Source organism: Pseudomonas sp., assembly GCF_030683065.1.
GTDB lineage: Bacteria > Pseudomonadota > Gammaproteobacteria > Pseudomonadales > Pseudomonadaceae > Aquipseudomonas.
The window spans coordinates 172,574-191,110 of sequence record NZ_JAUXMX010000033.1; the positions used below are offsets into that span (position 1 = coordinate 172,574).

General features: G+C 64.0%; 13 protein-coding genes. 5 read left to right on the forward strand and 8 right to left on the reverse strand.

Annotated features, from left to right (window positions below):
• Window positions 1-255: 255 nt before the first annotated feature.
• Both Q8K09_RS10775 and cra read right to left on the reverse strand, forming a co-directional pair.
• Window positions 256-1,038 carry a TatD family hydrolase gene (locus Q8K09_RS10775; RefSeq protein WP_305254964.1) on the reverse strand — a complete coding sequence of 261 codons (783 nt, stop codon included), beginning with the start codon at window positions 1,036-1,038 and terminating at the stop codon, window positions 256-258.
• Window positions 1,039-1,178: 140 nt separating this feature from the next.
• Window positions 1,179-2,174, reverse strand: coding sequence for a catabolite repressor/activator (gene cra, locus Q8K09_RS10780; RefSeq protein ID WP_305254965.1), 996 nt, complete (start codon window positions 2,172-2,174; stop codon window positions 1,179-1,181).
• Between the two features lie 169 nt (window positions 2,175-2,343).
• Between cra and ptsP the strand changes: the two genes are divergently transcribed.
• The 4 genes from ptsP (at window position 2,344) to Q8K09_RS10800 (ending at window position 8,534) form a co-directional block, all read left to right on the forward strand.
• Entirely contained in the window at window positions 2,344-5,220 is a 2,877-nt protein-coding gene (gene ptsP / locus Q8K09_RS10785; RefSeq protein ID WP_305254966.1) for a phosphoenolpyruvate--protein phosphotransferase, read from the forward strand.
• Window positions 5,220-6,155, forward strand: coding sequence for a 1-phosphofructokinase (gene pfkB, locus Q8K09_RS10790; RefSeq protein ID WP_305254967.1), 936 nt, complete (start codon window positions 5,220-5,222; stop codon window positions 6,153-6,155). The genes ptsP and pfkB overlap by 1 nt, the downstream gene beginning before the upstream one ends.
• 21 nt (window positions 6,156-6,176) lie before the next feature.
• A complete protein-coding gene (locus Q8K09_RS10795; RefSeq protein WP_305254968.1) occupies window positions 6,177-7,904 on the forward strand; it encodes a fructose-specific PTS transporter subunit EIIC in 1,728 nt (575 codons plus the stop codon).
• A 231-nt stretch (window positions 7,905-8,135) separates the two neighbouring features.
• Entirely contained in the window at window positions 8,136-8,534 is a 399-nt protein-coding gene (locus Q8K09_RS10800) for an endonuclease domain-containing protein (protein ID WP_305254969.1), read from the forward strand.
• Between the two features lie 183 nt (window positions 8,535-8,717).
• Here the strand turns inward: Q8K09_RS10800 and Q8K09_RS10805 are convergent, their stop codons facing one another.
• Window positions 8,718-10,301, reverse strand: coding sequence for a peptide chain release factor 3 (locus Q8K09_RS10805; protein ID WP_305254970.1), 1,584 nt, complete (start codon window positions 10,299-10,301; stop codon window positions 8,718-8,720).
• A 434-nt stretch (window positions 10,302-10,735) separates the two neighbouring features.
• On the opposite strand from Q8K09_RS10805, the gene Q8K09_RS10810 reads away from it, so the two are divergent.
• Window positions 10,736-11,899, forward strand: a complete 1,164-nt coding sequence (locus Q8K09_RS10810; protein ID WP_305254971.1) for a type III PLP-dependent enzyme — start codon at window positions 10,736-10,738, stop codon at window positions 11,897-11,899.
• A gap of 193 nt (window positions 11,900-12,092) precedes the next feature.
• Here the strand turns inward: Q8K09_RS10810 and Q8K09_RS10815 are convergent, their stop codons facing one another.
• The 5 genes from Q8K09_RS10815 to Q8K09_RS10835 form a co-directional block, all read right to left on the reverse strand.
• On the reverse strand, window positions 12,093-13,670 hold the full coding sequence (locus Q8K09_RS10815; protein ID WP_305254972.1) for a sulfite reductase flavoprotein subunit alpha: 1,578 nt from the start codon (window positions 13,668-13,670) through the stop codon (window positions 12,093-12,095).
• Window positions 13,671-13,798: 128 nt separating this feature from the next.
• Window positions 13,799-14,674, reverse strand: coding sequence for a DUF4198 domain-containing protein (locus tag Q8K09_RS10820; RefSeq protein ID WP_305254973.1), 876 nt, complete (start codon window positions 14,672-14,674; stop codon window positions 13,799-13,801).
• A 60-nt stretch (window positions 14,675-14,734) separates the two neighbouring features.
• Window positions 14,735-15,247 (reverse strand): DUF2271 domain-containing protein, encoded by a 513-nt coding sequence (locus tag Q8K09_RS10825; protein ID WP_305254975.1) that lies wholly within the window; start codon window positions 15,245-15,247, stop codon window positions 14,735-14,737.
• 10 nt (window positions 15,248-15,257) lie between these two features.
• Window positions 15,258-15,851 carry a PepSY-associated TM helix domain-containing protein gene (locus Q8K09_RS10830; protein WP_305254976.1) on the reverse strand — a complete coding sequence of 198 codons (594 nt, stop codon included), beginning with the start codon at window positions 15,849-15,851 and terminating at the stop codon, window positions 15,258-15,260.
• Between the two features lie 194 nt (window positions 15,852-16,045).
• On the reverse strand, window positions 16,046-18,280 hold the full coding sequence (locus Q8K09_RS10835) for a TonB-dependent receptor domain-containing protein (protein WP_305254977.1): 2,235 nt from the start codon (window positions 18,278-18,280) through the stop codon (window positions 16,046-16,048).
• Window positions 18,281-18,537: the final 257 nt, after the last annotated feature.

Below are 18,537 nucleotides of genomic sequence, written 5' to 3' on the forward strand. Positions count from 1 at the left end.
AGGCCCGCCATTTGGCGGGCCTTGTTGTGTGTGGGCAGTTTGCCGGCGGCCGGCACACCCTGCAAAACTGTGCGCTTTCGTAGGATGGCGTTGAGCGTAGCGATACCCATCGACCGGTTGCCCGGCCGCCAAATTTTATTGGTTTGCCGCAGCTCGCCGTGATGAGTATCGCTGCGCTCAAGCCTACGCGGCCCGCCGCATCCTACGTGGGTATTCTGCCAAACGCTGTGGTCGCCGGTCGGTTGCGTTGTGGGCTCAGCGCGTCCAGCCAAACAATTGTTCGGCGTTGCGGCTGCTGGCTTTGGCCAATTGTTCCGGGCTGACGTTCATCAATCGCGCCAGTTCGGTGCAGATTTCCGGCAGGTATTGCGGGCTGTTGCGCTGGTGCGGGTGCATGGCGGGGGCCATGTCCGGGGCATCGGTTTCCAGTACCACGGCATCCAGCGGCAAACGCGTCAGGGTCTGTTGCAGGCGTTTGGCCTGGGGCCAGGTCGCTGCGCCGCCGAGGCCCAGCTTGAAGCCGAGCTTGAGGTATTCGCGGGCTTCTTCAACACTGCCGGCAAAGGCATGAATGATGCCGCCGCGCGACGGCTTGAGGCGTTTCAGGGTGGCGATGGTCGCGGCATGGGCGCGGCGTACGTGCAGCAGGGCGGGTAGCTCGAACTCGATGGCCAACTTGAGCTGCGCCTCGAATAGCCGTTGCTGCTGCTCGCGGTCCAGTTGCTCAAGAAAGTAATCCAGGCCGAATTCGCCCACCGCGCAGAGCTGCGGGTGGCCAGCCAGGCGCTGCAGCCAGTCACGCAATTCGCTCAGGTGTTCGGGGTGATGCTTGTCGAGGAACACCGGGTGCAGGCCAAAGGCGGCGTACAGGCCGGCATCGCCCTGCACCAGATCCCACAACCGTTGCCAATTGCCCTGATGCACGCCGAGCACCACCAGGCGCTCGACGCCCAATGCACGGCTGCGTGCGAGCACTTCGGTGCGGTCGGCGTCGAAGTCGGGGAAATCGAGGTGAGTGTGGGTATCGATCAGGCGCATGCATTGGATCATACGCCGCCCGGCTTTTTTGTAGGAGCCAGGGGGACGCCTAGTCCTTGCTGGCGATCAGCGGGTATGCGGTCCGATGGGCAATAGCCGGGACGCCGGACCGCAGCAAGGACTAGGCGTGCTCCTGGCGCCTACTGCACTCGGCGGATCTTGAGGATGCGCGGGATGGCCTCGATGCCCGGTTGGTAGTCATCCTGCTCGATGGCGCGCAGGATCAGAGCGAGGACACGGTCGGCGATTTGGGCGTGTTGCTGGGAGATTGCGTTGACCCGCAGTGGCAGAAAATCCAGCAGCTGAGTATCGCCGAAGGTGGCCAGGCGCAGGCCGTCGACGGTTGGCCCCGGCTGTTCCTGCAGGGCATCGAACACCCCTTCGAGCAGCACGTAGGCGGTGGTGACCAGCGCATCCGGCAGGTCGGCGGGGTTGTCCAGCAGGGCGCGCATCTGCCGGTAGCCGCTAGCGCGGTTGAACTGTTCGGCGTGGCTGACGCTGATGCTGCCGGCGAAACCGTTCAGGGCTTGGCGAAAGCCGCGTTCGCGGGCCTGGCTGATCGGCAGCTCCGGGCGCGCGCCGATCAGGGCGATATGCCGTGGCGGCGGGCTGAGCAGGCTGGCGGTGAGTAGGGCGCCGGCCTGCTGGTCGTCGCTGACCACCGAGCAGATGTGCGCAGGATCTAGGGCGCGGTCGACGGCGATCACCGGCACGCCAGCCGCGAGCAAGCGCAGGTAGGCCGGCTCATCTTGCGGCAGGCAACTGGCGACGATCAGCGCGTCGCAACGCCGCGAGCGGAACAGTTCGAGCAACTGGCGTTCGCTGTCTGGGTCGTCATCGGAGCTGGCGATCAGCAATTGGTAGCCGGCGGCGCGGGCGCGCTGTTCCAGTAGCTTGGCCAGGCGCGCATAACTGGGGTTTTCCAGGTCCGGCAGGATGAAGCCCAGGCAGCGACTCTGCCCGCGGCGCAGGCCAGCTGCTTGCTGGTCGGGGCGGTAGCCATGCCGTTCGACCACTTCCAGAACCCGCGCCACGGTGGCGGCGCTGATCCGCCGTTTGTCGGCCTGGCCGTTGATCACGTAACTGGCGGTGGTGACTGAAACCTGGGCCAGACGGGCGATGTCGCTGAGTTTCACGGGTGGGTTCCTGGGCGGGAAAAGGCAGGGCTTCAAGGATCGCCGATTATCAGGTAACGTGCCAGTCGTTAGGTGAAACGATTCAGCATGTGGCCGGAATGACTATTCTATGACGAGTAGTCGGGGGCTTCAGGCTAGCCGCGCCGTCAGTTGCCAGAGGATATCTTCAATGCTTGAGTTGAATGTCACGCAGATCCAGATGGGCCGCAGTGCCCCGGATAAACAGGCGGCGCTGGCGCTGCTTGCTGATTGCCTGATCGCCGATGATCTGGTGACTCCCGGTTATCTCGCCGGCATGCAGGCGCGCGAAGCGCAGGGTTCGACCTACCTGGGCCAGGGCATCGCGATTCCCCATGGCACGCCCGAAACCCGCGATCAGGTGTATCGCACCGGCGTGCGCCTGATTCAGTTCCCCGAGGGGGTGGACTGGGGCAATGGGCAGATGGTCTACCTGGCGATTGCCATCGCCGCCCGTTCCGATGAGCACCTGCGTTTGCTGCAGCTGCTGACCCGCGCCCTCGGTGAAGGCGATCTCGCCCCGGCGTTGCGCGTGGCCCTGGAGCCTGCGGCGATAGTTGCGCTGCTGCAAGGTGCGCCGCAGGAGCTGGCGCTGGACAGTCAATTGATCGGCCTGGGCGTGGCGGTCGAGGATTTCGACGAGCTGCTCTGGCAGGGCGCCCGCCTGCTGAAGAAGGCCGGTTGCGCCGATTCGGGCTTCGCCAACAGCCTGGCTTTGGGCCAGCCGCTGCCGCTGGGCAATGGCCTGTGGTGGTTGCACAGCGATCAGGCGGTGCTCAGCCCGGGTCTGGCGTTTGTCACCCCGGCGCAGCCGCTGGAGTATCAGGGGCAGCCATTGACCGGCCTGTTCTGCCTGGCCAGCCTGGGCGAGGCCCATCGGCAACTCCTCGAGCGGTTGTGCGATCTGCTGATCGAGGGGCGTGCGTCGGCCTTCAGCCAGGCGACCAGCAGCCGCAGCGTGCTTGAGGCCCTGGGCGGTGAGGTGCCCGCCGATTGGCCGATGTGTTCTGTGGTGCTGGCCAATACCCATGGTCTGCACGCGCGCCCGGCCAAGGCCTTGAGCGAAATTGCCCTGGCTTTTGCCGGCGAGGTGCGCGTGCGCCTGGCGGGCGAGGTGGGGGCCGGGGTGTCGGTCAAGAGCCTGAGCAAGCTGCTGGCGCTGGGCGCGCGGCGTGGTCAGACGTTGCAGTTCAGCGCCGAGCCGGCGATTGCCGGCGAAGTCCTGCCGGCCCTGGAAGCCGCCGTGTTGGCGGGCCTGGGGGAAAGCATCGAACCCTTGTCGCTGGCCGAGGCTGCGTTGCCGGTCAGCGTTGCGGCAACGCTCAGCGCGGCGCCCACGCTACAGGCGCCGGCTGCCGGGGCGCGGTTGCAGGCGGTTGCAGCTGCACCGGGTATCGCCATCGGTCCGGCGCTGGTACGGGTGCCGCCAGTGCTGGATTACCCGCAACAAGGCCAGGGTGCGGCCCTGGAGCGGCAGCGTTTGAGCGCGGCGCTGGAGCAGGTAAACACCGACATCCAGCGTTTGGTCGAGGCCACGGCCGAAGCCAATATCCGCGAGATTTTCATTACTCACCAGGCGATGCTGCGTGACCCGGCCCTGGGTGATGACGTGGCCGTGCGGCTTGACCAGGGGCTTAGCGCCGAGGCGGCCTGGGCTGGCGAGATCGAGACGGCCGCCGCCCAGCAGGAAGCCTTGCATGATGCGCTGCTGGCCGAGCGCGCCGCTGACCTGCGCGACATTGGCCGTCGCGTGCTGGCCCGGTTGTGTGGCGTCGAGGCGCTGCGCGAACCGGACGAACCCTACATTCTGGTGATGGACGAAGTGGCGCCTTCGGATGTCGCCAGCCTCAATCGCCAGCGCGTCGCTGGCATCCTCACCGCTCGCGGTGGCGCCACCGCGCACAGTGCAATTATCGCCCGCGCGCTGGGTATCCCGGCGGTGGTGGGCGCTGGTGCTGCGGTGCTGGCGTTGGCTCAGGGCACTGTGCTGTTGCTCGATGGCGATCATGGTCTGCTCCGCGTGGCGCCCGATCAGCAGACCCTGGAGCAGGCGATGCGCCAGCGCGAGGCCAGCGAGATTCGCCGCGAGCGCGCCCATGCCGAGCGCATGCAGCCGGCCGTGACCCGCGACGGTCATCGTCTGGAGGTGGCGGCTAATATCGGCGCCAGCGCTGAAACCGCCGCGGCGGTGGAGGCGGGCGGCGAGGCGGTCGGCTTGTTGCGCACTGAGTTGGTGTTCATGGATCACGCCCAGGCGCCGAACCAGGCCACCCAGGAAGCCGAGTACCGCCGCGTGCTGGATGCCCTCGATGGACGACCGCTGGTGGTGCGCACCCTGGATGTCGGTGGCGACAAGCCGCTGCCTTACTGGCCGATGCCGGCGGAGGTGAACCCATTCCTGGGCATGCGCGGTATCCGCCTCAGCCTGCAGCGCCCGGAAATTCTCGAAACCCAGCTGCGCGCCTTGCTCGCCGCCGCCGACGGACGGCCGCTGCGGATCATGTTCCCGATGGTTTGCTGCGTCGAGGAGTGGCGCACCGCGCGGGATATGGCGCTGCGCTTGCGTGAAGAAATGCCGCTGGCCGACCTGCAACTGGGGATCATGGTCGAGGTGCCGTCGGCGGCGCTGCTGGCACCGGTGCTGGCGCGCGAGGTGGACTTCTTCAGCATCGGCACCAACGACCTGACCCAGTACACCCTGGCCATCGACCGCGACCACCCGACCCTGTCGGCCCAGGCCGATGGCCTGCACCCGTCGGTATTGCGCCTGATCGGCATGACCGTCGAGGCCGCCCATGCCCACGGCAAGTGGGTCGGGGTGTGCGGCGAGCTGGCCAGCGACATGCTCGCGGTGCCCTTGTTGGTCGGCCTGGGGGTGGACGAGTTGAGCGTCTCGGCGCGCAGCATCGCGCTGGTCAAAGCGCGGGTGCGTGAGCTGGACTTCAGCCAGAGCCAGTTGCTGGCCCAGCAGGCCCTCGGTCTGGATAGCGCCGCGGCAGTGCGCGCCCTGGTGGAGGAGATCGGCTGATGGCACGCATTCTGACGCTGACCCTCAATCCGGCGCTGGACCTGACGGTGTCGCTCGATACTTTGCAGGCGGGCGCCGTCAATCGCAGCCTGGGGCTGAGCAGTCATGCCGCTGGCAAGGGCTTGAACGTGGCCCAGGTGCTCGCCGACCTCGGGCACAAGGTCACCGTTAGCGGTTTTCTTGGGCTGGCCAATGCGGCGCCTTTCGAGGCGCTGTTCGCACGCCGTGGTTTTGTCGACGCCTTCGTCCGCGTGCCTGGCGAAACCCGCAGCAATATCAAGCTGGCCGAACGCAGCGGGCGGATCACCGACCTCAACGGTCCGGGACCGCAGGTCGAGGCGAGCCATCAGACCGAGCTGCTCGAGGCGCTGGAACAGATCGTGGCCGGCCATGATGCCATCGTGGTCGCCGGTAGCCTGCCGCAGGGCGTCAGTCCCGCATGGTTCACCGGCCTGCTGCGCCGGTTGCAGGCATTCGGCTTGCCGCTGGCGCTGGACAGCAGCGGCGCCGCGTTGCGCGCCGGGCTGGCCGTGGCGCCGTGGCTGATCAAACCCAACGAGGAGGAACTGGCCGACGCCTGTGGCGTGTCACCGTCCTGCGTGGCCGATCTGCAAGCGGCGGCACTGCGTCTGCGTACCCAAGGCGTCGAGCATGTGCTGCTGTCGCGCGGCGCCGAGGGCGTGTTCTGGTTCGGCCCGGACATCGCGTTGCAGGCGCGGCCGCCGCAGGTCGCGGTGCTCAGTACCGTGGGCGCCGGCGACTCGCTGCTCGCTGCCACGTTACACGGCCTGCTGGCCGGTTGGCCGGCTGAGCGCACCTTGCGTCTGGCCACCGCAATTGCCGCGCAGGCGGTCACCCAGCTCGGTTTCGGTATTCACGACAGGGAACAACTGGCGCGCCTGGAAGCCGGCGTGACCATCGCATCCCTGAACTAAAACAATAATGAGGTCATTTCCATGAATCTGCTGATTGTCACCGCCTGCCCCAATGGCATGGTTACCAGCGTGCTCTGTTCGCGCCTGTTGCAAGCTGCTGCCCAGCGCCTGGGCTGGGCGAGCCAGGTCGAGGTGCATGACCCCAAGGCCATCGGCTCGCCACTGAGCGAGGCGGACATCGCCGCCGCCGAACTGGTGGTGGTGGTCAAGACCGGCGACTTGGCGCTGCAACGCTTTGTCGGCAAACGCCTGGTGCAGTCCACTCCGGCCGAAGCGCTGGTCGATCCGCAGCAGTTCCTGCTTGCCGCCGCCGAACACGCCGAGATCCTGCAGCAGGATGCGCCCGCGCTCGCTGCGGCGCCGGCCCGGCCGCGCCTGGTCGCGGTGACTGCCTGCCCGACCGGGGTGGCGCATACCTTTATGGCCGCCGAGGCCCTGCAGCAGGCGGCCGCGCAACTCGGCTACGACCTGCAGGTGGAAACCCGTGGCTCGGTTGGCGCGCGCAACGTGCTGGACGCCGCCGCCATCGCCGCCGCCGATGTGGTGCTGCTGGCCACCGATATCGAGGTGGAGACCGCCCGCTTCGCCGGCAAGAAGGTGTTTCGCTGCGGCACCGGGGTGGCCCTCAAACAGCCCCGCCAGACGATCGAACGCGCCCTGACCGAGGCGCAGCCCCTTAGCGGCGGTAGCCAGAGCGAGGCCGCCCAATCCGGCCAGACCGGGCCTTACAAACACCTGCTCACCGGCGTTTCGTTTATGTTGCCGATGGTGGTGGCCGGCGGCCTGATGATCGCCCTGTCATTCATCTTTGGCATCGAGGCCTTCAAGGAGGAGGGCAGCCTGGCTGCCGCGCTGATGCAGATCGGCGGCGAGAGCGCATTCAAACTGATGGTGCCGGTGCTGGCCGGCTACATCGCTTATTCGATTGCCGACCGCCCCGGCCTGGCGCCGGGAATGATCGGCGGCCTGCTTGCCAGCTCGCTGGGCGCTGGCTTTATTGGCGGCATCATCGCCGGTTTCCTCGCCGGTTACGCGGCCAAGGCCATCGCCCGCTGGGTGCAGTTGCCGGCCAGCATCGAGGCCCTGAAACCGATCCTGATCATCCCGCTGCTGGCCAGCCTGTTCACCGGGATGGTGATGATCTACGTGGTGGGCAAACCGGTGGCCGGCATGCTCGCCGGCTTGACCAGCTTTCTCGACAGCATGGGCAGCACCAACGCGATCCTGCTCGGTCTGCTGCTCGGCGGCATGATGTGCGTCGACCTCGGCGGGCCGATCAACAAGGCCGCCTACGCCTTCTCGGTCGGCCTGCTCGCCTCGCAGAGCTACGCGCCGATGGCCGCAGTGATGGCCGCCGGCATGGTGCCGCCGATCGGCATGGCCATCGCCACGCTGATTGCCCGGCACAAGTTCGCCCAGAGCGAACGCGAAGCCGGCAAGGCGGCTGGCGTGCTAGGGCTGTGCTTTATCTCCGAAGGGGCAATCCCTTTCGCCGCCAAGGACCCGTTCCGAGTGATCCCGGCCAGCATCGCCGGCGGCGCCCTGACCGGCGCCCTGTCGATGTACCTCGGCTGCAAACTGATGGCCCCGCACGGCGGCCTGTTCGTGCTGCTGATCCCCAATGCGATCAACTACGCGTTGCTGTATTTGCTGGCGATAGTGGCCGGCAGTGTGTTGACCGGTGTGGTGTATGCCGTAATCAAAAAAGGCGCGGCGGTGGAGCTGGTGGTGACGGGGGAGAAGGCGTAGGGGGTGTGTCAGCAAATGATTGCTCGCCTATATTTTCCGGTACAAGATTTTCCGGCACAAGATCACAACCGCATTGTAGGAGGGGCCTTGGCCGCGAATCGGGGGTTGCGAGTCGTGAGTCGCGGCATATCTGCTCGCGGACAAGTCCCCTCCTACGGGAGCAGCGGCGCACTGCGAATCGTGGCATACCCAGTTCTGGGGTGAGGGGCGAATTTCACACGGAGGTGAAGCATGTCCGATGTCCCCCAGCGGCCCACGACAGAGCAGCGTGAGTTTGCCAAGCAGTTGCGACGTGACCAGACCGACTGCGAACGGTTGCTCTGGCAACATCTGAGAAATCGCCAGCTCGGCGGTTTCAAGTTTCGTCGGCAATATCCCTTGCCGCCGTATGTGCTGGATTTCTACTGCGCAGAACTGGGCCTGGCGGTCGAGCTGGATGGTGGGCAGCATTTTAGTGATGAGGCGTTGCACAAGGATGCCGAGCGCAGTCGCTATCTGGAAAGGTATGGGGTGCGGGTGCTGCGCTTCAGTAACCGGGAGGTTTTGGCGCAGATGCCTGAGGTACTGGCCGAGATTTTGCGTCAGGCCGGGATCGCTGCCCCTCACCCCAGCCCTCTCCCCGGAGGGTAGAGGGAGCCGACCGTGTGAAGCCGATAATTGCAGTCTGTCTGTTGGCCTTGGCCTGGCACCATCGCCGTAGAGCCGATCGGTGTGTGCCTGCTAACCTTGATCTTTCCGTCACCGCCGATCAGCACCCTCTCCTTTTTAGGGAGAGGGCTGGGGTGAGGGTTGGCTTTCACCAGCGGTCGCCGATCAATGATGCTCGCGCGTCGCGCGGAACTTCACATCTGGCCAGCGCTCTTCCATCAGCGCCAGGTTGACCCGGGTTGGGGCCAGGTAGGTGAGGTGGCCGCCGCCGTCGATGGCGAGGTTTTCCACGGCTTTGTTGGAGAATTCCTCGAGCTTCTTCTTGTCGCTGCAGTCGATCCAGCGCGCCGACCAGACGGTGATCGGCTCGTAGGCGCACTCGACCTTGTATTCCTCTTTCAGGCGGCTGGCGACCACATCGAACTGCAGCACGCCGACCGCGCCGAGGATGATGTCGTTGCTGCGCTCGGGGAAGAACACCTGGGTCGCGCCTTCTTCGGCCAGTTGCTGCAGGCCTTGGCGCAGCTGCTTGGATTTCAGCGGGTCTTTCAGGCGTACGCGGCGGAACAGTTCCGGGGCGAAGTGCGGGATGCCGGTGAAGCCCAGAGCCTCGCCTTCAGTGAAGGTGTCGCCGATCTGGATAGTGCCGTGGTTGTGCAGGCCGATGATGTCGCCGGCGTAGGCCTCGACCAGCATCTCGCGCTCGCTGGAGAAGAAGGTCAGGGCGTCGCCGATGCGTACGTCCTTGCCCAGGCGCACGTGGCGCATCTTCATGCCCTGGCTGTACTTGCCGGAGCAGATGCGCATAAAGGCAATGCGGTCGCGGTGCTTGGGGTCCATGTTTGCCTGGATCTTGAACACGAAGCCGCTGAATTTCTCTTCCACCGGTTCTACGGTGCGCTCGTTGGCCACCCGCGCCAGCGGCTTGGGTGCCCAGTTGACCACTGCATCGAGCACATGGTCGACGCCAAAGTTGCCCAAGGCGGTGCCGAAGAACACCGGCGTCAATTGGCCATTGAGGAACTCGTCCTGGTCGAACTCGTGGCAGGCGCCTTGCACCAGTTCCAGTTGTTCGACAAAGCGCTCGTATTCGTCACCCAGGTGGGCGCGGGCTTCGTCGGAATCAAGCTTCTCGATGATCTTTACATCGGTGCGTTCGTGGCCGTGACCGGCGGTGTAGACGATGATGTAGTCGTCGGCCAGGTGGTACACACCCTTGAAGTCGCGGTAGCAACCGATCGGCCAGGTGATCGGCGCGGCCTTGATCTTCAGCACTGCTTCGATCTCGTCGAGCAGTTCGATCGGGTCGCGGATGTCGCGGTCGAGCTTGTTGATGAAGCTGATGATCGGCGTGTCGCGCAGCCGGCAGACGTCCATCAGGGCGATGGTGCGTGGCTCAACGCCTTTACCACCGTCGAGCACCATCAGCGCGCTGTCCACCGCAGTCAGGGTGCGGTAGGTGTCTTCCGAGAAGTCTTCGTGGCCGGGGGTGTCGAGCAGGTTGATCATGTGCTCGCGGTAGGGGAACTGCATCACTGAGGTGGTGATGGAGATACCGCGCTGCTTTTCCATCTCCATCCAGTCGCTGGTGGCATGGCGGTCGGACTTACGCGACTTCACCGTGCCGGCGATGGCAATCGCCTTGCCCATCAGCAAGAGTTTCTCGGTAATCGTGGTTTTACCGGCATCGGGGTGGGAAATGATGGCGAATGTGCGCCTTTTGGCGACTTCGGCGGCCTGCTTGCTCATGCTGGGGGAACCCGTCGACTGATAGTCGGTCTGTCAAAAAAGGGAGCGATTATAACGGCAAACGGCCCTCAGCGCGGCGACCTGTCATTTGCCTGGAAAAAGCGCTGTTTGCCGGGCTTTGTTCAGCATTTTGTGACGCCTTGTTTTGAATCCTCAACAGCCTGTCAGTTCGTCGATAAAACGTAGGCTGAATACGACAGTTTTTGATTGATCTAAGCTCCCCATGGTCTTAAAGTCCGCGCCCGAACGTCCATGCTGGCAACGATCCATCCGGCTCAAGTACTGACGACGAGAGATCCTGTTGGATTCTCGGCGACATAGCCTTGGGAAGTAGGCGAACCAAAGTGGGGAAACTGATCAGGCGTTCGCGGCTTTGCTGACAAAGCCAACCCCTCATTCATCTTTGTGTGTTTTTGCCATTTGGAGTCCCACGCATGCCGATCAAGCTCGACGATTACTACGCACCCGCCACCTTTCAGAAAATGAAGGCCTTCGCCGATCAGCACGAAACCCCATTCGTGGTGATCGATACCGCGACCATCAGCAAGGCTTACGATGATCTGCGCGCAGGTTTCGAGTTCGCCAGCGTTTATTACGCAGTGAAAGCCAACCCGGCGGTCGAGATCATCGAGCTGCTCAAGGACAAGGGTTCGAACTTCGACATCGCCTCGATCTATGAACTGGATCGGGTGATGAGCTGTGGCGTTGGCCCGGAACGTATCAGCTACGGCAACACCATCAAGAAAGCCAGGGACATTCGCTACTTCTACGAGAAGGGTGTGCGCATGTTCGCCACCGACTCGGAAGCCGACCTGCGCAATATCGCCAAGGCCGCACCAGGCTCGAAAGTCTATGTGCGCATCCTCACCGAGGGTTCGACCACCGCTGATTGGCCGTTGTCGCGCAAGTTTGGCTGCCAGACCGACATGGCCATGGATCTGTTGATCCTTGCCCGCCAGTTGGGCCTGGTGCCTTACGGCGTGTCTTTCCACGTTGGCTCGCAGCAGCGCGACATCGGCGTGTGGGACGCGGCCATTGCCAAGGTCAAGGTGATCTTCGAGCGCCTCAAGGAAGAAGACGGCATCGTCCTGCAGATGATCAACATGGGTGGCGGCTTCCCGGCCAACTACATCACCCGCACCAACAGCCTGGAAACCTATGCTGAAGAAATCATCCGCTTCCTCAAGGACGACTTCGGCGACGACCTGCCAGAAATCATCCTCGAGCCGGGCCGCTCGCTGATCTCCAACGCCGGTATTCTGGTCAGTGAAGTGGTGCTGGTGGCGCGCAAGTCGCGTACCGCCGTAGAGCGCTGGGTGTATGTCGATGTGGGCAAGTTCAGCGGCCTGATCGAAACCATGGACGAGGCGATCAAGTTCCCGATCTGGACCGAGAAAAAGGGCGAGATGGAAGAAGTGGTTATCGCCGGGCCGACCTGCGACAGCGCCGACATCATGTACGAGAACTACAAGTACGGCCTGCCGCTCAACCTGGCCAGCGGTGACCGCCTGTACTGGTTGTCCACCGGCGCCTACACCACCAGCTACAGCGCGGTGGAATTCAACGGCTTCCCGCCGCTGAAGGCTTACTACCTGTAAGTAGCCAGGCTGTTACTGACAAAACCCTGCTTCGGCAGGGTTTTGTGTTTTTGGGGTCATGTGTTCTGCAGTTGCGGCGGGTACAGGCCAGGGCCGTCGACGCGTGTGAGCACATTGCGCGCCGTCAGCGAGGCTGTCCCCTCACGTTGGTGCTTGGCCGCGGCCAGCGTAGGTGAGTGTTTCGCGCTGCCTTTCAGTACAGGTCGCGGCGGTAGCGGCCGCTGCTCCTTAGCGCGTCAAGATGCTCGCGGCCGAGCAGGCCGTGGAGCATGGCGTCGACCTCGCGGCCCATGCCTTCGAGGCTGCCGCACACCAGCAAGCAAGCCCCGCGCGCCAGCCAGGTGCGCAGTTCGTCGGCGGCGTCACGCAGCAGGTGCTGCACGTATACGGGCTGCGCCTGGTCGCGGGAGAAGGCGCGGTCGAGGCGGGTCAGGTGGCCGCTATTCAGCCAGCCTTGTAGCTCGGCGCCTAGCCAGTTGTCGCAGGTGGCATTGCGTTCACCGAACAGCAGCCAATGGCCGGGCTGGCCCAGGTGCTGGCGTTCGAGCAGGTGGGCGCGCAGCCCGGCCATGCCGCTGCCGCTGCCGATCAGGATCAGCGGCGCCGGAGTTGCCGGGCCATGAAACGCCGGGTTGCTACGGATGCGCAGGTCGATGCTGCCGCCCAGCGAGGCGTATTGGCAGAGCCAGCCCGAGCCCAGGCCCGGTCTGCCCTCGGCTTGGTATTGCTGGCGCACCAGCAGGTCAAGCTGGCCGCAGGCACTGCTCGAGGCGATGGAGTACGCGCGGTGGGGCAACGGTGTCAGGTTCGCCAGCAACTGCTCCGGCGTCAGGTTGCTGGCCATGGTGGGCGTATCCGGCAGCTGGCGTCGGCTCAGTGCCTCGCCCAGGAGCTGGCCATCGCTCAGCGGTGTGGCTGGGTTCAGGTCGTAGCGCTGCAACCAGGCATTTACCCGCGCTGGCGGTTGGCGCGGGCCGATCTCGACGAGATCGCCAGCCTGCCAGGGTGCCTCGCCATTCAGGTTGCGCAGGCTCAGGTGATAGAGGGGGCCGCCACGGCTGCCAGGATTGAGGTGGGTGCGGCGCTGCAGTTGCCAGGGTTGATAGTGCGCGGGTTGCCAGTCGACGAAGTCGCTGTCGCCGCTCAGGTGGCCCAGTTGCTGCTGCCAGTGGCGCAGGGTGGCGGGCGCGCCACGGTCCAGCTGCAGCAGGTCGAACAGCGGTTGGGCGTGCAGGGCGCGCAGGCGGCTGTCGAGGCGCTTGCCGAACGCGCAGAACTGCCGGTAATGGCTGTCACCAAGGGCCAGGATGGCGTACTGCAGGTTGTGCAGGCGCTGCTGCTGAGCCTGCAGTTGCTGCTCGAAACGGGCAGCGTTATCCGGTGCTTCGCCTTCGCCGTAGGTGCTGACCACAAAGATTACCCGCGTGCTCTGGCGCAGGCGCTCGACGCTCAGTTGGTTGAGGGGCAGGCACTGCACTGTCAGGCCTGCGGCGGCCAATTGGGCGCGGCTCTGTTCGGCCACTTGCTGCGCTTGTCCGCCTTGGCTGGCGTAGGCGATTAACAGTGCGTTCGGCGGGTTGTGCGCATCCCCCTTGGGCGTGCGCTGCTGCCGCCAGTAGTGCAGGCACAGGCCCAGGTAACCGAGGCCGATTAGTAATGCGCTGATCTCCCGTGGCGGGTGCAGCCACAGCAATCCGCCCGCCAGCAGCAGGCTGGCGCACAGAGGCCAGAAGTTGCTGGCTGCGCGCAGCCAGGGGTGTGGGGCATTCAAATGGCGATGTCCTGATGTTGCGGTTAACGCCTGCACGATCAGCGAACCGCAATCCACGGGGCGGGCTAGCCAAGTCGTCCGAGCGCGGTGCGCACGGCGCACCCTACGTGAGCGCCGTGCGTGTGGAGTTACGGGGCCAGCACTTCCAGGGTGGCGCTGTAGGAGGCGCGGCGCTCGGTGGCCGGTGCCGTGACGCCGTCCTTGCTGCTCAGCTCGGCTTCCAGCCAGTACATGCCGGCGTTCGGCCAGGTGATGCTGATCTTGCCGTTGGCGTCGCTGGTAGTTTTGATTTCGCCCAACTGATCGCGGTAACGGTTGCCACCCGGGATCACGCTGACTTCAACACCGGCGGCCGGCTTGCCATCGAGCAGCAGGTTGAACTCGGCCGCTTCACCGGCGAACAGGTCATTGGGGTGGGTGATCGGGGCCAGCTCCAAGCCAACGCCGGTGGTTTTCAGCACGGTCTCGCTGGGGTTGCCGGAGGTGACGAAGACTTCCATGCGGCTGCTGTTCTGGCTGACCTGGAGTTCTTCGGCGTTGGCCGGTACCTGCTTGGCGAAGTCGGCTGCGCTGCCCATCCAGCGGCGCATCTCGCCGTTTTCTTTGTAGCGAGCGGCCAGGCCGTTATTGGCGATGGCCAGTTTGTAGGTGCCTTTCTGGGTCAGGTGCAGGTCGAAGCTGCTGCGGTAACGGCCGAGGTTACCGTTCTCGGCTTTGGCGGCGCTGCCATCCGGGGCGAACAGTTGCAGCACGGCTGCCGGGCGTGGGCGCATGCCGGGTGGGCCGCCGACTGGGCTGGTGTCGAGGTTGCCGATGCCCTGGATGCGGATCGGGAAGTGCTCGAAGTAGAACAGGTCGTTGGACACGGCGGCGTCCACGGTAACCCACGGGTCTTCACCGGACAGCACGGTGGCTGAAGGCAGCATCCAGGCACGGTGGGCCTGGGCGGACAGCGGTAGGCAGATGGCCAGGGTCAGGGCGGTCCATTTTACGAGTGGGTGCATGGCGAGTTTCCTTATTGAATAGCTGAGCAGTGAATAAGCGGGGTTCATTACTGGCTGGGGTCAAGGGGTCAGCTGAAGCGTGACCTTGCCCAGCTCGGTTGCGCCTTGAGCGTTAAGCTCGGCAGCCTGTTGCGGCGGCCAGCTGAAAGGCAGACGCAGCAGTTCGCGGCCGCCGACTTCACGGACGGCTTCGACCACCAGTTGGTAGTCACCGGCGGCGAGTGCCTGCAGGGGCGGCTGGCTGCTGGAGAAGGTCAGGCTGTGGCTGCCCACGGCGCGAGTAGCCCCGCTGACGCCATCGACGGGCATCTCCAGGCTGCGGCCGCTCTTGCGCCACCACTGGCGCATGTCCTTGAGCCATTTTTCGCCTTCTTTGTCCTTGAGCTTCTGGTCGTACCACACCGACAGGTTGGCGACGTGCTTCTGATCCGGTTGCTCCAGCCAGATCGCCACATAGGGGCGGTGGTATTCAGCCACCTGCAGGCGCGGGATTTCCACGCTGAGCTGCAGTTCGGCGGCCAGGAGCGGGGTGCTGAGTAGGGCGCACAGGGGCAGTAACAGGCGTTTTGGCATAGCTATGTCCTTAATTAATAAACAGCAAAGCCAGCAGGGCCGGGAGTACCAGGCCGAGGGCAACCAGCGGCCAGGTGCTAGGGCGCGCACCGGCATAGCGTTGCAGCAAGAGCAGGCCGCTGAGGCTGAACAGCACGCAGAGACCGGCGAATACATCGATGAACCAGGACCAGGCGCTGCCGGTGTTGCGGCCCTTGTGCAGGTCGTTGAGGTAGGCGATCCAGCCGCGATCGGTGGACTCGTACTCCAACGCGCCAGACTCGATATCCAGGCTCAGCCAGGCATCGCCGCCGGGGCGTGGCAGGCCGATGTACAACTCGGCGTCCGACCATTCGGCGGAGCGAGCGTCCAGGCGCAGGGCCAGTTCGCCTTCCAGCCATTGGCGCAGGGCAAGCGGCAGGCCTTGGGTGGGTGTTTTCTCCTGTAACTCGACGCGCAGCCGTTCGGGCAATTGCGCCTGCTGGTTGAACACCTGCGGTTTGGCTTCGATCTGCGCCGCGTGATTGAGGGTGATGCCAGTGATGGAAAACAGCAGCATGCCGACCAGGCACAGGGCAGAACTGATCCAGTGCCATTGGCGGAGGGTGCCAAGCCAGGGAAGCATGTGAATCCTTTGCAGAGATTAACCAGCGCTGTGCGGCTGGCATTTTGGGGGGATGATTTTAAAGGGGCGCGTTAGTTGAATGCTAATAATTTACCAATAATATACATTCGCATTAATGGCGCGGTTCGCAGTCAAGCAAAAACCCGCTGGCTTTTGAGGCTGGCGGGTTTCGCTGCGGCAACAAACCTGGCGTTTTAGAAGGTGAGGTTGGCCGACAACCACAGGCGTCGACCTTCTTCCAGGGTGCCGGTGGTGGATGCGGCGCTCTGGATATAGCTCGATGCCCAGCCGGTGGTTCCGGTATTGGTGGTGTAGGTCTGGCCCTTGGTGAAGTCCTTGTCGAAGGCGTTGTACAGGGTGGCGTTCAGCGTCAGGTTCTCAGACGCTCTGTACGAGCCGCCGAGATGGAACACCTCGTAAGCGTTAAGGTCGCCGACCTGGTCCTGCAGCGCCTGGTTGGCCGCCGTGAGGTTTTGGTATTTGTCGGTGAAGCGCGCGCGTTCGCCACGGTATTCACCCTTGAACCACAGGGTCAGGCGATCGGTAGTGGTCCAGCTCAGGCGCGCATGGGCCATATGCTCCGGGGTGTTGGTCAGCGGCGCGCCCTGGTTGATGCCGCTCTTCTGTTCGCTGTCGGTGTAGGTGTAATTCATCGCCAGCTTCCAGGCTGGGGCGAACTGCCAGCCGCCTGCCAGCTCCAGGCCCTGGGTTTCGGCTTCGCCGATATTGACGCTCTGGGAGAAGTTCTCCTGGGTGAAGCCGCTACCCAGGCTCACGCAACCTGGCTGGTTCGGGTTGGCGGTGAAGTTGCAGTTGGCCAGTGGCGTACCGCTGTCGATCTTGTCCTTGAACGCGTTGTGGAACAGGGTGGCGTTGGCATCGAAACCGGCCAGATTGTCGAAGTACAGGCCGAACTCGGTGTTGGTAGTGATTTCCGGTTCCAGATCCGGGCTGCCAATGGTGATGGTGCGGCCCTGGGCGGTCACGCCGTTGATGCCGTCATGCAGCTGGTTCAGGGTCGGGGTTTTATAGCCACGGCTGATACCGCCTTTCATGGTCCAGTTTTCGTTGGTGTTCCACACCAGGTAGGCACGCGGACTGATGTGGCCGCCGAAGGCTTCGTGGTCTTCGTAGCGGGCGCCCAAGGTCAGGGCCAAGTCGTGGCGCAGGCGCCATTCGTCTTCGGCAAACAGAGCCCAGGAGGTTTGCTGAAACTCTTCCGAGGCAATGCCATCGGTGACATCGGCGTCCCAGTACTGACCGCCGATGGTGGCGATATGCGAGTCGCCGAGCGGGCTGACCAGCTTGCTGTCGAAGATCAGGTCGGTGGATTTCAGCTCACGGTCATCACCGGCCACTATGTTCGGGTAGCCGGTATAAGCCACGCCACGGGTGCCGGGAATGGTGCGGCCGATGGTTTCGGTGGTGTTATGGGTCAGGCTGCTGTCCAGGGTGCCGAAGCCGAGGCGGGCGGTGTGGCTGAGGGCGAACTGATCGCGCTCGAAGACCAGTTCGTCGTCATACCCGTTGATCGTGTTGGGTGCATTGACGGTGCAGCCATTTATCGCGTTGCCACCGCTTTTACCATCCAGTGTGCCGAGCTGGCAGTCGTCGTTGTTGTAGACCTGACGGCCTTGCTCGACGTCCAGAGAAAAATCGTGATTCTCATGCGGGGTCAGGGTTAGTCGAGCGCCGGCGGTGTAGTTGCGGCCTTCCACCGGCGAGGCGCCGCGCTTGCTGACGGTCGAATCGTCATCGAAGGTCAGATCGGACTCGCCCCGATCAAACACGTTGCCGCGTACGGCCAGGCCGAGCAGGTTGTCGATCACCGGACCGCTGGCATACAGGCTGGTGCTGCTGGTTTCGCCGTAGTCACGGTTTTCCTGGAAGGTGTGATCCAGGCTGATCGCCGCGCCCCATTGCTTGGCGACTTTCTTGGTGATGATATTGACCACGCCGCCCATGGCGTCGGAGCCGTAAAGAGTCGACATCGGGCCGCGGACTACTTCGATACGCTCAATGGCTGACATTGGCGGCATAAAGCTGGTGGCGGTTTCGTTGAAGCCGTTGGGGGTGACGTTGCCGGCGGTGTTCTGCCGGCGGCCATCAATCAGGATCAGGGTGTACTCGCTGGGCAAGCCGCGAATGCTGATATTCAAACCGCCGGTCTTGCCGGTGCCCTGGCGCACATCGATGCCTTCCACATCTTCCAGAGCCTGGGCCAGGTTGCTGTAGCGCTTTTGCTGCAGGTCTGTCTGGCTGATCACGCTGATGCTAGCCGGCGCTTCGGTGATTTTCTGTTCAAACCCTGATGCGCTGACTACGACGTCTTTCAGCGCAATCGGCTCGTTGGCGTGGGCGCTGGCGGCGAAGGCGCTGGCCAGGGCAATGGCGCTGGCCAAGGAAGTGCGGGGTAGGGCGTGCAACATCGGAAGGCTCCGGGCAATGGTCTGGATGACTTAAGTGATGCGAATTATAAGCATATGCAATTCTGTTTGAGAAACTGTTTCATTTGTAAGATGCGCTTGCGTCGCGATTGTTGAGCGCTGGGTGATGCAGTGGGAGTGGCTGTCACGCTGCTGGCGCTCATGGTTATGGCGTCGCTATGTGGGTCTGGCACATGCCGGCGGTGCGCTGCAGTGGGCGCGAGGAGCGGGCTGGATTGGCGGGTGCGGTAAATATTGCA